A 13645-nucleotide genomic window follows, 5' to 3' on the forward strand; every position below is an offset into this window, starting at 1 on the left:
GCCAGAAGCAGCCGTTAAGGACGGCGCCGCGACGTCTCGCGGGCGCCTCTGTCAGTGAAGCGAGCAGGCCAGTTCCAGCATGCCGCCGATGGCGGGCTGGAACGATGGCAATTCGGTCTTGACCAGCCGCCTGGCCTGCAAGCCCGGAACACCGAGGCCTTTGAGGATCGCGAGCGCCACGTTTTCGGGGTGGTCGGCCGGCGCCGTGCCGCTGGCGATGCGTGTCAGTGCGGCGAGTGTCGCGCCGGCGATGAGGTCGATCGCCGCTTCCGTCGGCGCATCGGCGAAACGCGCCGAGTGCGTTCCCGAAGCAATATGACCCGGAAGGTGGCTGTGGATGAGGCTCGCTGCACCGGCGACATCGATGCCGCGATGCGCGACGATTTTCGCGAACACGGAGCACTCGCGAGCGAGGTGCAGGTACATCCGCACGCCGCCGGCAATGCGTTTGGCGGGATCGACGAAATCGCCTGAGGTGGACTCGATGATCGCGATGAATTCGTTGCTCAGGCTGTCGGCGGCTGCCTGCCAGAGTGCATCGGGACTGCCGAACTGATCGCGGAAATCGGCGGGTGCGACTTCCGCCATCGCGATCACGCGCGCGACCGCTTCGTCGTTCACCGTGTGCGCCGCGGCAACGCGAACGGCGCAGCGCAGCAGCAGCGCGCGCGTCGTCGCTTCCTGGATCGGCTTCATGGGCCGAGATTACGCCGCGGCGTGCGCGTTGGCTACCTTCCCCCGTCGATCAGAGCGCGGATTCCAGTTCCGGCATCAGCATGCGCGCCTTGGTCAGCACCATCCCCAGGTTCGCGCCCTTGCGGCACACGAAGGTCGCGATCTGCTGCTGCTTGCGCCCGCGCAGGAACACATGGATCAGGTTGTCGCTGTTGACGATGATCTCCTGGAAGTAGTGTTTGCCGTCCTCGGCCACGCCGCGTGCGGATCGGAACATCTTCTCGATCGCGACGACGTTCGATCCCTGGAACAGGTCCGTGGTCGCCGCCGCGAGCAGCTCGATCACTTCGCGCGGATGCGAGTCGACCGACTTGATCCCCAGGAGCATGCCCGAGCCCAGATCGACGTAGCCGGCCGCAACACAGTCGGGCACCGCGGTGACCGCCTTCTGCAGCATGTTGTCCAGATTGCTCATGTGATTTCCTCTTTCATCGTTGGAATCGCTGCCGGATGGAACCGCCTCCGGCGACTGTGGCGGGCCGGCTTCGCCGGCGAGATTCGCTAGCGGGCCGCCCAGGTCGAGGCGCAGCCGGCCGAGGGCGAGGCGCAGCTGCGCCGCCCTGCATTCGGGCGATGCGTGGAGCATCAGCACGTGCCGCGAGGGCAGGCGGGCGATGCCCCACAGGGCCGCCGGTGTCCAGACCAGCACCTCGGTGCAGCCCGCGCCGGCCGGCGCGAGCGCGCCGTCGACGCTGTCCACCACCTGCAGGGACGCGGCTGCGGGAGCGTCGCCCGCGAGGGCGCCGGTCGACGCAAGAGGCAGTCCCTCCTTCGTCGCGACGAGGGCGCCGAGCAGGCCGGGACAATGCGCGTGCGTCGATGCGAGCGATACATCCAGCCAGTCACTCATGGCGCAGCCCTCGGCCCGAGCGCGGCAATCGCGGCGGCCGTGTGGCGCGTGTCCAGGATCAACTTGCCCAGCGTTCGGGTCGGGTCGGCGGCGACCGCGAGACAGCCGGCGTCTCCCGCGCGCGTGAGCAGCATGGGGCCCAGTTCGCCGTCGAGGATCACCTGCCGCAGCGGACCGCGTTCCACTTCTTTCGCGGCCCGCGACGACAGCGCCAGCAGCGACGCGCACATCGCGCCGAAGCGGTCGCCGTCGACGCCCGGCGCCAGCACGCACGCCTGAATCAAGCCGTCGTAGGTGAATACGCCGCTGGAGCGCACGCAGTCGGACGTGGCGTGCAGGGTGCGCAACAATCCGCGTGCACGGTGCGCCCAGGCGTCGTCGATCTGCGGGGTCATCGCGTCTCTCTCGTTGTTCCGATGGCGCCGGCTGCGAGGTGCCGCGCGAACTCCTCGAGAAAGCGCACCTGCGCGGGCGATTGCACCCAGCCCGCTTCGATGCGGCGCACGTCCTCGAGTGCCCGCAGGGCGTCGAGGCTTCCCGCGGCGCGCCACAGCCAATAGGCGGCGAGCACGGTGCCGGTGCGCCCCATGCCGGCACGGCAATGCACCGCGACGACTTCGCCCGCGGCGAGCATCGCGTCGATCTCACGGCACATCGCCAGCGCCTGCGGCATGCTAGGCGCGTGCATGTCGGGCATCGGATAGGCGCGGCAGCCGATCCCGTGTGCGGCAGCCCAGCCGGGATCGAAACGTTCTTCGGTGAGCGACACGAGCTGCGTCACACCGACGCCGCAGAGCAGTTGCAGGTCGTAGTCGACCCCGTGAATGAGGCCGGGCCAGGGCGTGCCGGCAAGACGCCCGGGCAGCAGCCAGGCGAAACCGCGCGGGCCACAGGCCGCACTCGGAGCGGATCCGGGCGCTTCCCCCTGCGGCACGGAGATGCGCGCGGGCTCCGGACACGACCCCGTCGCGAGAAACAGGCGCCCGCTCTCCGAGCTGGGATGCTCGAAGAACGCGCGCGGCTCGCCGGATTCCTGCAGCCGGCCGCCCGCGATCAGCGCGATATGGCTCGCGAGTTGCCGGGCCTCCTGCAGGTTGTGCAGCACGACCAGAAGCGCACGCTTGCGCGACAGGGCCCCGATCAGCTGGACGAGCCCCTGCGCTTCCGCCGGTGCGAGACCGGCCGTGGGTTCATCGACCAGGAGCAACTCGGGCGCGGCGATCGCTTCGCGCAGGATCGCGATCGCGCGCTGCTGCGCGAGCGGCCTTTCGACGACCGGCGTATTCAATTCCTCGAGCAGCCCCAGCTGACCGCATTCCTCGACCAGCGGCTTCACGGCATCGATCTGCCTGCGTCGCGTGAGCGCGCTGCGCCCCGGCAAACGGAAGACGAGGTTTTCCAGCACGTTCGAGACGAGCAGGCGCGAGTTCTGCGCGACCAGCGAGGGCCGGTGATCACCTTCGCATGCCGCTGCGGCGTAGCGGCAGCTGCCCCATGTCCGCACCTCGGGGTTCGCGGCGTTGTGGCCAGCGATCGTGCGCAGCAGCGTGGACTTGCCCGTGCCGCTGGGGCCCAGCAGCACGGTGCACCCGCTGGCGGGCACGTCGAGGTCGACGGCGTCGAGCACGACGCGCGCGCCGTAAGCCACGCCGAACCCGCGCAGCTCGAGGACCGGCGGCGGGGTCATCGGGCCGTGCCGCACGCGACCCCGCGCAGGGGAATCCGTTGCGCGACATCGAGCATGGCGGCCAGCCCGAGCAGCAACGTGCGCACATCGCGGCGATCGCGCGCGTCGACCTCCAGCACCGGCACGGGGCCGATGCCCGCGGGGCGGGGCGACGCGTCGAGCAAATCGCGATAGGCGCGCAGGTCGGCGCTCCCCGACTCATCGATGTGCGTCACTCCCACGATCCAGGGCACCCAGCGCGAAGACTCGCCCGGCACGAGCCGGTTGGCGTAGAAGCGCAGGTCCTCCAACGCGCTGGGGCGGCTGTGATCGATGAGCAGCACGAGGCCGCGCGCCTGCTCCAGGAGGATGTCCCACATGAAATCGAAACGGTCCTGCCCCGGGGCGCCGAGCAGGCGGATGCGATCGCCCGCGTCCAGGCTCATCACCCCCATGTCCATGGCGACCGTGGTGTGGCGCTTCAGGAGCGCCGTCTCGTCGGTCGCGGCCGCTTCCGTCGCGACGACGTCGATGTCGCTCGCCGTGCGGATGGCTTGCGTCTTGCCGGCGCCGACGGGGCCGGCGAACAGGATGGCCCACTCCATATCAGGCGGCCTGAAGGCGCAGCAAGCGCTGCAGGAAGCGCGAAGCGATCGTTGCGGCACCGGCCGGCGCCGCCGGCGGCTCGGCATCCTCTGATAGTGCGGCGCTTGCGGTTGCACCCGCTGCGATCACCGCCGGACACGTGACGTGCCCGAACCTCTGCAGGACGCGCAAGACATTTGCCACCTGGTCGGCCGGGAGGTCGAGCACGCGCGCGACGAGGTAGCCGACCGTCGGCTTGCGCCACAGCAGCGCGCAGACGCGCGTGACGGGCACGACAAGTTCCTGTGGAAGCCGCGTGAGGTTCGGCCAGGATTTCAGGTGCAAAAGCGCGTGTCCGTCGAGATTGCCGTCCCGCTGCGCGTCGTGGTAGGCCAGCCGCCATTGCAATTCTTCCAGCGGCTGCGCGTCATCGGGTGGTGACCCCCACGTCGAAGGCCGCACCTGGATGTCGTCGCACGAGGCGCCGTAGACGCCGTCCCAGTCCTGCACGTCCGTCACGTAGCAGTGCTGCTGCGGATAGACTGAAACGGTGCCCCGCCCATCGACCACGAGGATCGACGGCAGGCCGCCCCGCACGACACCGTCGAGCAGCCGCATCAATGAACCTGGCATTGCCCCCATTGCGCCTTCTTCCGTTAACCTCAATGACCGCTTGGTGCAAGCGGATGTATCAAGGGTTTCATAGAAGAAGCCGCCGCGAAAGCGCGAATCCGCACCGAAAGTGACGGATCGCGCACGCGAGTGCGCAGGCCTCAGTCGCGGGCGGAGCCAGGCGACTGTGCGAAATGGCCGAGCCGTTCGCCCAGGCGCTCGGCCGCGAGTTCGTACCGGCGCCCACCGATGCGACGCAGGGCGCCTTCCGTTTCGAGCGCCGAAAACGCGCGAGCGATCGTCTCGCGCCGTGCGCCGAGCAGGTCGGCGATGTCCTGGTGCTGCGGAAGCTCGACGACCGCGCTGCCTTCGCTGCGTTGAAGCAGGAGAAGGACATGGGCGAGCTGGTTGACGGCACCGGTCTCACGTACGCCAGCGGACCAGTCGGCGATGTTGCCGGTGGCCCGCGCCGCGAGCTCGATCAGCCGGCGATCGATCGCAGGTTCCGCGAGCGCGCATTCCCGCACGCGCTTGTGCGGAACGTCGCAGACGAGGACCGGCCCGGCCGCGATGACCGTTGTCTGGTTGCGCAGGCCGAAAAAACCGAGCAGCGCGACCGGCGCGCCGCGGCCGATGATGGCCACCGGTTTGAACTCGCCGGTGGTTCCGCGGCGCATGACGAAGGCATTGCCCAGTTTGATCGACCGCGTCGCCTCGGACGTCGAGCCTTCCTCGGACAGCAGGTCGCCCCGGTGGAGCCTTGTCGAAACGATGTGCGGCTTCAGCTTGCTTGCGGCACCTGGGCCGATCTCGCCGACGATGCAACGGGGAAACGTCGCGCAGGCGGAGCAGTGAACGCCGCCCGGCGTCACGATCGCGCGCTCGGCTGCGCGACCCAGTGCTTCTTGGTTCCCTTCATGCCCGCCGGCAGTGCGAGTCCGATGCGCTTGCGCACCATCGGTCCTTCCGGCGCGAGGTTGGCCAGCATGAAGGCAGCGGCATCCGCGTACGGGATGATCATCTCGGGAATGCGCGCGGCGAAGAATGGCAGCACGAGCGCGCCGGGCAGGTGAACGGTCCAGCCTGGCATGGGTGTGGGAAGGTGGTCGATCGACACACGAAGTCGCTCGAGCCCGACCGGCTCGCCCGGAACCATGGGCCCCGGACAAAGCAGTCGCCAGTTGATCATCGAATGCTGCAGACGGATGAAGTTGTCCCTGTGCGGCCAGTACGTCCTGCCGACTTTGGGCAAATCGATACCGCACCGCCACGACGCATCGATGTCGAGCAGGCCCGCACCGGCGAGGAACCAGCACACCTTGGGTTGCCGGTGAGTGGGCAGGGCTTCGACCGCCGACACGACGCGATCGACAAGGTCGACGAAGAGCACGCCCTCGCTCACCAGGCCGGCACAGCTGATCAACGCGTCATGATCGGCGATGAACTGGGCAAGCTGCGCCTTCGGCGCCAGCAACAGGTCGCCGGTACTGATGTCCGCGGCCGACGCAACCTTCGGTGCGAGCTTGGAGGGGGTGCGAACGAAAACGGACAACTCGTGATCCGTCTCGACGGCCAGACGAGCCACATGGGAGCCGAGCGATCCGGTCGCGCCCAGCAGGGCAATTCGGGACATGGTGGGGTTCCTTCAAGAAAGCGGAGGCAACGCAGGCAGCGGCAGCACCGCGATGGCGCGCGCTTCCCTGCGTTCCACGCCGAGACCTGCCAACAGCAATTCGGCGGTGTCGCAGCCCGCCACGCGCCACGTGGCATCGCCGTCGAGCACCGCGGCCATCCCGCTGAGCACGCCGCCGACCACCATGCCGAGCGCAGCGCGCATCTGTCCGCGCCGCAGCGCATAACGCCGCTTGTCGATCCCGAGCCTCAGGTTCTCTCCAGGCCCGCCTTCCCACATGCGCCGCAGCGGCGCACAGCTGTAGGCGAACCGCGTGACGAAACGGCCCCAGTCCGGCTCCTCGTGCGCGCGCTGGGCGTACCAGCGCACGCCGTACGCCAGGCGTTCGGCGGGGTCGTCCACCGTCGCGAACACGAGCGCCATGCGCTCACTCATCTCCATCACCAGCCGGCCGGCGACCTCGTCGAACAGCCCGCTCCCGTCGCTGAAGTTGTTGTAGATCGTGCCGCGCGCCACGCCGGCGGCGGCGGCGAGTTCACTGACGGCCAGTTGCGTGGCGCCTGTCTCGGCGAAAAGCTTGATCGCGGCGGAGTGGATGCGTCGATGGGAGGAACGCAGACGATGGGATGACATGGGGATGACATTGAACACAAGTGTACAAATGAGCCGCTATTTGACCATATGTCACGGGCCCTGCGGCGGGTCCGCGGACTGGACGTCAGACTGGATGTCGGCTTCTGCCCCATTCGAGACCTCGGCCTGCCGGTGCTGCAGGTACATGTCCCGAGTGAGCGTGTAGCGGTCCATCGCCGAGTCCAACATCGGCTCGATGGGCAGGACCCGGGCGCGTGTATCGACGGCGCGTGCTGCGAGCAGCGCATTCCGGTCCACCGCGGGAGAGACGTACTTGACAGGATTGCCGGCCAGGTCGACAGGCAGCGCGAGCGCGTCGCGCAGCGTCGACGGTCCGAGCACGGGCAGCTCGATATACGGGCCGGCCGGCACGCCCCAATGCGCGAGCGTCGTGCCGAAATCCGCTTTGTGTCGCTCCAGGCCGCCTTCGCCGGCGATGTCGAGCACGCCGCCCAGACCAAACACCGTGTTGAACGCGAACCGTGTCGCATCCTGTGCGGCCTCGGGCACCTTGAGTTGCAGCAAGCTGTTCACCGCCGACCAGGCATCCCCGAGATTGCCGAAGAAATTCGACACGCCCGTGCGCACCACGGCCGGCACGCCCTTCTCGTACGCCTGGGCGGCTGGCCTGAGCGTGACCTTGTCGGCGTTGTAGTTGAACTGGTTCACGCCGCGATTGACCGGCTCCAGAGGATCGTGACTCTCGGCATGGGCCGCGCCGGCGCCGGCCAGCAACAAGGCGCCCGCGAGCGCGAACCCTGCGAGATGCGAGTGGCGGTGGTCCATGATCACCGCGCGTCCACCGGCACCACCGACACGCGCACCGGGATCGTCTTGCCGGGGCTGTCGCGCACCATGGCCTCGAATTCGCGGCCGCCGTATTCGTAGCGCACGCGATAGCCCATCAGCCGCGTTTGCGTCTCATGCACCGTCTTGCAGTCCCTCACTTCGGCCGGCGCCTGCGGAGATTGGGTGGTCGCACTGCGGTTCGCAAGCTCGTTACCGACCAGCGCGCCCGCGACGGCGCCCACGGCCGTCGTCGCGGCCCGGCCGTTGCCGCCGCCCACGGTGTGGCCGAGCAGGCCACCGGCCACCGCGCCGATGCCGGCGCCGAGCATGTTCGGCTTCGAGTCTGGAGCAGGCCTTTCCGCCGCCACGGTTTGCGTCGTGCATTCCGTGCGTGGCACCTGCACTTCGGAATAGACCGGCGTGGACGAACGCACGTGCGCGCTCTCGACGAGGGTCGATCCGGTGGGTGCACCCGCCTGGGCGAGTGAGGGACCGGCCGCGGCGGCCAGCAGGAGGAGAGGAGAAATTCTTTTCATGCCGCCAGTGTCCCGGCGGCGCACGCGGCAGTCGTCCCGTTTCGGTCCCGGTTCGGTACCGGCGCTCAGGCCCTGCGCACCTCGGCGAGGTGCGGAGCGGGATCGCCTTCGTACAACGCGAGCAGTTCGGCAAACCGCGCGCGATCGGCCAGCGGGCTGTGCAGCCGCTGCGCGGTCGCCAGCGCGAGCAATTCGAAATACGCGGAGCCGGTCGTGCGGGCCGTGACGATCGCCCGCTGGAGGGCGGCGGCGGCGCCTTCGTGGTCACCGTCCTCGGTCAGCATTTCCGCACGCTGGCGCAGCAGTGACGGCAGCACGAGGTGGCCACCGAGGCGCTCGGCGAGTGCGATGCCGGCATCGGCCGACGCGCGGGCCTCGTCGGCGAGACCGGCCGCAAGGCAGGCCGATACATGGTGCGTGTGGTAGCCACACAGCCCGAAGCGCATGCCGACCTTCTCGGCGCTGGCCGCGGCCGCTCGCATCAGCTGCAGTCCTTCCTCGACTTGACCACGCGCCACCATGGCGCGCCCGTGCAGCCACGCGAAATCGGTCGGCACCGTGGGCAAGGCGTGTTCCTCGATCACGCCGGACAGCCGCTGCGTGAGCTCCAGGACCGTGTCGAACTCGCGCGCGAGCGCGTGCAGGATCGCGCCGGTCGACAGCGCGGTGACTTCGCTCAACGCGTGCCGGTCGGCCGCGGCAAGCTCGGCCGCCTGGCGCGCCAGTTCGCGCGCGCGCCGCGGCTCGCCACCGAGCCAGCAGACGAGGGCGAGCGCGCAGGTGGCCTCCACCTGCGGGGCCTGGACGAATTGCGTGGGCGGCAGGGACATGCCTTCCCGTGCATGGATCTCGAGCGCTGCCTCGAGCTCGGCGCGCGCCGGCGCGAGGTCGCCGACCAGCATGTGCACCAGGCCCATGGCGTTGTGCGCGGCCAGGCGCAGCCCCGCATCGCCGGGGACGGCCAGCGCGAGCATCTGCATCGCGAGCGACCGCGCCTGCCCGATCTCGCCGCGCGCGTAGTAGCCCCACCAGGCGCCTTGCAACGCGCGCGGCCATGCCGGCGCGCCCTCGGCGCGCAAGGCGAGCGCGCGATCGAAGGCAGCGGTGACTTCCGGATCCGCCACGACGTGCAGCCGCGTCAGCGCAACACCTTCGAGCACGCGCAGTTCGAGCTCCTGCGCCTTCGGCAGCCGCCCGCTGGCGAGCTCGAGCGCACGACGTGCCGCCGCGACCGACTCGTAGGCTGCACCGCGTTCCAGCGCGCGTGCCGACACGATGGCGAGTTGCTCCGCAGCGGCCGGCGCGAGCTCGCCGCGTTCGAAATGCAACGCAAGTTCCGCGGCGATTTCGCCGCTGGCCGCGCCGTAGGCCGAAGCGAGTGCAGCCGCCCATTGCCGGTGCCATTGCAGCCGCTGCGCCGCTGCCAGCCGTTCGTACAGGACCTGCCGGTACATCGAGTGGCCGAACGTATAACGAGAGGCGATGCGGCCGTCGACCAGGGATTTCGCGCCCGCGGCACGCAACCAGGGGACGCGCCGTGCCGTGCCGTCCAGCATCGGGAGCAACGAATCCGCCGCCAGGCCCAGCACGTCCGCGAGCGGTACGTGGAGGAACTCCACGCCGCTCACGCTCGCGGCCCCGAGCATGCGCTGGTGCTCCGGCGGCAGGCGGGCAATCTGCGTTTCGATCAGGTCCCGCACGCTGCGCGGCACCGGCAGCGCGTTCGCTTCGGGAAAGCGCCAGCCACCGGCCTCACGCCGCAGCAGGCCCGAGTTCTCCAGTTCGTCGACCACATTGACGACGAACAGCGGCAGACCCGACGTGTGCGCGTGCAGTGACCGCACGAAACCGTCCGGCACTCCGGCCCCGAACCGCGCGGCGAGGTAGGTGCCGATGTCGGCCTCGGACAGGGACTCGAGGTCGATATCGACGATCAGGCGTCGCGCGCGCAACTGCTGCCTCAATCCCGCGAGGGGATGTTCCTCGAGGACCAGCTCCGTCGGACGCAGGGTGCCGAGCACCATGAAGGGCGCCGGCCCGCGGCGGTGCGCCAGGTAGCCGAGCAGCTGTACCGTCGCGTGGTCGCTCCAGTGCAGGTCCTCCAGCACGACCAGCACCGGCCAGTCCGCTGGCAGGCGGTCGACCAGCTCGCCGAACTCGCGCAGCATGCGGTCCTGCGTCGCGCCGGCTGCTTCGCGCTGGAGAGTGCGCCGGTCCTCGTCGCTGACGAACCATGGCATCTGCAGCAGCCACGTGGGGGCGACCTCGCGCATCGCATTCACCACGACGTCGCCGCCCGTGCTGCGGCACAGGGCGTTCAACGCTTCGAGGACCGGCATGTAGGGCTCGCCGCTGCCGTAGTGCTCGATGCACTGCCCGAACGCGACACGCGCGCCCGATTCGGCCACGAAGCGTTCGATCAGGGTGCTCTTGCCGACGCCGGCATCGCCGAGCACGAACACGAGTTGCCGCTGGCCGCGCCGCGCGGCTGCCCAGGCCGAGTCCAGCCGGGCGAGGGCGTGGCTGCGGCCGACGACGACCCCTTGCTCCTGATCCTGGTTCGCGGGCCTTGCCGCCTCCGGGGCTTCGACCGTCGCGGCGCGCACGGCCGTCTCGCCCAGCGGCGCGATGAAGCGGTAGCCGCGGCGCGGCGCGGTCTCGATGAACTGCGACTCGCGCGCGTCGTCGCCCAGCGCCTGCCGCAGCTGGCTCACGATGTTCTTGAGCGCGGACTCGTTGATGTACCGGTGGCCCCACACCGCGTCGAGCAGCGCGTCCTTGGTCACGAGCTGGCCCGGCCGTCGCGCGAGTTCGCACAGCACCTGGAAAGCGCGTGGCGGGATTTCGACGGCCTGGCCGTCACGCTCGAGCAAGGCCTCGGCTTCGTCCAGCCGGAACGGGCCGAAGCGGGCGCGAAGCTGATCGGTTCCGGTCATATCGCCGCGCGACCGAGACCGGACGCGGACCGAACCGGGACCGCCACGGGACGACTTGCAGGCGTGCCATGCCGAGACTGGCGTCCGTGATGCTCAAACCTCATTCGATTCCGCCTTGTGACATCGGCCATTTTGCCAGCGGCGAGCGGTCATCGACGCTCGTTGTCGGCGTCAACACGTCAAACGCATGAACATCTCTGCACGATCGATTCCCCAACTGCTCGGTGCACCGCTCGGGCCAGACGGTGAATACGGCAGTGTCCTGGCTGACCGCCTGGTCGGCCGCCTGCCGCCGAACCCGCGCGGGCGGGATTTCCTGGCCGGCCCCGTCCGGGGCAGGTTCGACGCCTTGGCCCAGGCCATGCATCGAATCGACTTCGACGAAGCGAGCGACCGCCTGATCTGCGTCGGCGACCTGGTCGATCCCGCATGCGGTCCGCTGCCGGCATGCGAGTTCCTGGCAGTACCTTTCGTGCACGCGGTACGCAGCCGCCGCGATCATGAGTTCGCGCAGCTCGATCCGGTGGAAATCCGGATGATCGCGAAGCTTCCCGGCGGGGCATTCGCCTGGGCGGCGAAGCTGTCGGACCGGCAGCTGGCTGCGGCCCAGGATGCCCTGCGGACTCTGCCGCTGATGCTGGAGATTCCGACGCGAACAGGCACTGCGGGCATCGTCCATTCGCTGCCGCCTGGGCACGCGCATTGGCTCGAGCTGGTCTCGGCGCTCGAGAGCCGGAGTGAAGCCACCATTTCTTGCGTACTCGCCGAACGCGAGCTTGCGCATGGCATCACCGTTCGCGGAGTGGATCGCGTGTTCGTCGGACACGCGCCACGGTCCCTCTCCGGCAACGTCGTGCCGGTGGACACGGGCACGACGTTGCGGGAACTGAGTATTCGCGGGCGCACGGCGATACCGATCCGGGACCGATTCGGGACCGCCACGGGACGACTGCAGCAGGCACTCTGCCGAGACTGCGGTCCATGACGTCCAAACCTCACTCCATCGCGCAGCACGAGACCTCGTCGTTGCTGCTGAAACAGTTGCTCCTGACCCCCCTGGCGACCAACCCCGGACAGGAGATCGTCTACCGCGACGCCCATCGCTATACGTACCGCGAGTTTCGCGAGCGCATCGGGCGCCTGGCCACGAGCCTGCACCGCATGGGCGTGCAGGCCGGTGAAACCGTGGCCGTGATGGACTGGGACAGCCATCGCTACCTCGAGGCGTACTTCGCGGTCCCGATGATGGGCGCCGTCCTGATGACGGTGAACGTACGCCTGTCGCCGGAGCAGATCGCCTACACGCTCAACCACTCGGGCGCGAGGACGCTGCTCGTGCACGCCGATTTCCTGCCGGTCGTCACGCAGTTGATGCCGCAGCTCGAAACGGTGGACACCTTCGTCCTGATCGCCGACGGCGCGGCGCTGGAAGTCCCGCGCGGTTTCGTCGACGAATACGAGCGCCTGATGGACTCGGCCGCGCCCGATTTCGAATTCCCCGACTGGGACGAGAACTCGACGGCCACCACGTTCTACACGACGGGCACGACGGGACTGCCGAAGGGCGTGTCGTTCAGCCACCGGCAGCTCGTGCTCCACACGCTGGCCGCGATGGCGATGCTCGGCAGCGCGCCCAGCCAGGGACATGTCCATCGCGACGACGTGTACATGCCGATGACGCCGATGTTCCACGTGCACGCCTGGGGCATGCCGTACGTCGCGACGCTGATGGGCCTGAAGCAGGTCTATCCCGGACGCTACGCGCCGGACGCGCTCCTTGCGCTCATCCGGCGCGAAAAGGTCACGGTCTCGCACGGTGTGCCGACGCTGCTTCACATGCTGCTCACGCACCCGGCGTCGGCCGATGTGGACCTGCGAGGCCTGAAGGTGATCGTCGGCGGGTCGGCGCTACCCCAGGGGCTTGCGCGCATGGCCGTCGAGCGTGGCATCGACGTGTTCGCGGGCTACGGCATGTCCGAGACCTGCCCGGTGCTCGCCGTCGCGCAGGTCAAGACGCCGCTGGCCGCGAATGCCGAACGCGCGCTCGAAGTGCGCACGTTCGCGGGCATGCCGATCCCGTTGGCGGACCTGCGCATCATGGACGAACAGATGCGCGAGCTGCCGCACGACGGCAAGTCCGTCGGCGAGGTGGTCGTGCGAGCCCCGTGGCTGACCGCGGGCTACGTCGACGATCCCGAACAATCGGAGCGGCTGTGGCGCGGCGGCTGGCTGCACACCAACGACGTGGCCTGCATCGACGAGCAGGGATACCTGCGCATCACGGACCGCCTGAAGGACGTGATCAAGACGGGCGGCGAATGGGTGTCCTCGCTGGAGATCGAGGACCTCGTTTCGCGCCATCCAGCCGTCGGCGAAGTCGCGGTCGTGGGTATCGCCGACACGCGCTGGGGCGAGCGGCCCGTTGCCTTCGTCGTGCCGCGCGCCGGACAGAGCGTGGACACCGAAGGCATCCGCGATCACCTCGAAGCGTTCGTGCGTGCCGGGCGGATCTCGAAATACGCCGTCCCGGAACACGTGCTGGTCGTCGACGCGATCGCAAAGACAAGTGTGGGCAAGCCCAACAAGCGGGTGCTACGCGAGCAGTGCGCCCGCGCGCTGAGCGCATGAGACCGAACCGGGACCGAATCGGGACCGCCGCAGGACGACTTG

General features: G+C 69.1%; 14 protein-coding genes. 2 read left to right on the forward strand and 12 right to left on the reverse strand.

The features are described 5' to 3' along the window. Positions 1-51: 51 nt before the first annotated feature. From AC3EF3_RS17150 to AC3EF3_RS17205, 12 genes are all read right to left on the reverse strand, one after another. On the reverse strand, positions 52-696 hold the full coding sequence (locus AC3EF3_RS17150; protein WP_488533354.1) for a TetR/AcrR family transcriptional regulator: 645 nt from the start codon (positions 694-696) through the stop codon (positions 52-54). 49 nt (positions 697-745) lie between these two features. Then, the gene (locus tag AC3EF3_RS17155) at positions 746-1585 is read right to left on the reverse strand and encodes a roadblock/LC7 domain-containing protein (protein WP_488533355.1); all 840 of its coding nucleotides are present in this window, start codon (positions 1583-1585) and stop codon (positions 746-748) included. After that, entirely contained in the window at positions 1582-1980 is a 399-nt protein-coding gene (locus AC3EF3_RS17160; RefSeq protein ID WP_488533356.1) for a roadblock/LC7 domain-containing protein, read from the reverse strand. The genes AC3EF3_RS17155 and AC3EF3_RS17160 overlap by 4 nt, the downstream gene beginning before the upstream one ends. Beyond that, positions 1977-3272, reverse strand: coding sequence for a phosphatase domain-containing putative toxin (locus AC3EF3_RS17165; protein ID WP_488533357.1), 1296 nt, complete (start codon positions 3270-3272; stop codon positions 1977-1979). The genes AC3EF3_RS17160 and AC3EF3_RS17165 overlap by 4 nt, the downstream gene beginning before the upstream one ends. Further along, the gene (locus tag AC3EF3_RS17170; RefSeq protein ID WP_488533358.1) at positions 3269-3856 is read right to left on the reverse strand and encodes a GTP-binding protein; all 588 of its coding nucleotides are present in this window, start codon (positions 3854-3856) and stop codon (positions 3269-3271) included. The genes AC3EF3_RS17165 and AC3EF3_RS17170 overlap by 4 nt, the downstream gene beginning before the upstream one ends. Before the next feature lies 1 nt (position 3857). Beyond that, on the reverse strand, positions 3858-4454 hold the full coding sequence (locus tag AC3EF3_RS17175; protein ID WP_488533359.1) for a hypothetical protein: 597 nt from the start codon (positions 4452-4454) through the stop codon (positions 3858-3860). Between the two features lie 155 nt (positions 4455-4609). Further along, the gene (locus AC3EF3_RS17180) at positions 4610-5320 is read right to left on the reverse strand and encodes a Crp/Fnr family transcriptional regulator (protein WP_488533360.1); all 711 of its coding nucleotides are present in this window, start codon (positions 5318-5320) and stop codon (positions 4610-4612) included. After that, entirely contained in the window at positions 5317-6081 is a 765-nt protein-coding gene (locus AC3EF3_RS17185; RefSeq protein ID WP_488533361.1) for an NAD(P)-dependent oxidoreductase, read from the reverse strand. Before AC3EF3_RS17185 ends, AC3EF3_RS17180 begins: the two co-directional genes overlap by 4 nt. A gap of 12 nt (positions 6082-6093) precedes the next feature. Further along, the gene (locus tag AC3EF3_RS17190; RefSeq protein ID WP_488533362.1) at positions 6094-6714 is read right to left on the reverse strand and encodes a TetR/AcrR family transcriptional regulator; all 621 of its coding nucleotides are present in this window, start codon (positions 6712-6714) and stop codon (positions 6094-6096) included. A gap of 51 nt (positions 6715-6765) precedes the next feature. Then, positions 6766-7500, reverse strand: a complete 735-nt coding sequence (locus AC3EF3_RS17195) for an MlaA family lipoprotein (RefSeq protein ID WP_488533363.1) — start codon at positions 7498-7500, stop codon at positions 6766-6768. 2 nt (positions 7501-7502) lie between these two features. Then, on the reverse strand, positions 7503-8039 hold the full coding sequence (locus AC3EF3_RS17200) for a glycine zipper 2TM domain-containing protein (protein WP_488533364.1): 537 nt from the start codon (positions 8037-8039) through the stop codon (positions 7503-7505). Positions 8040-8104: 65 nt separating this feature from the next. Beyond that, positions 8105-10975: an ATP-binding protein gene (locus AC3EF3_RS17205; protein WP_488533365.1), complete on the reverse strand. Its 2871-nt coding sequence runs from the start codon at positions 10973-10975 to the stop codon at positions 8105-8107. Positions 10976-11162: 187 nt separating this feature from the next. On the opposite strand from AC3EF3_RS17205, the gene AC3EF3_RS17210 reads away from it, so the two are divergent. Together AC3EF3_RS17210 and AC3EF3_RS17215 are read left to right on the forward strand one after the other, a co-directional pair. Next, positions 11163-11960 carry a metallophosphoesterase family protein gene (locus tag AC3EF3_RS17210; RefSeq protein WP_488533366.1) on the forward strand — a complete coding sequence of 266 codons (798 nt, stop codon included), beginning with the start codon at positions 11163-11165 and terminating at the stop codon, positions 11958-11960. Next, entirely contained in the window at positions 11957-13603 is a 1647-nt protein-coding gene (locus tag AC3EF3_RS17215) for a fatty acid--CoA ligase (RefSeq protein WP_488533367.1), read from the forward strand. The genes AC3EF3_RS17210 and AC3EF3_RS17215 overlap by 4 nt, the downstream gene beginning before the upstream one ends. Positions 13604-13645 lie beyond the last annotated feature (42 nt).

It is taken from the genome of Ramlibacter sp. GS1-15, assembly GCF_057785015.1.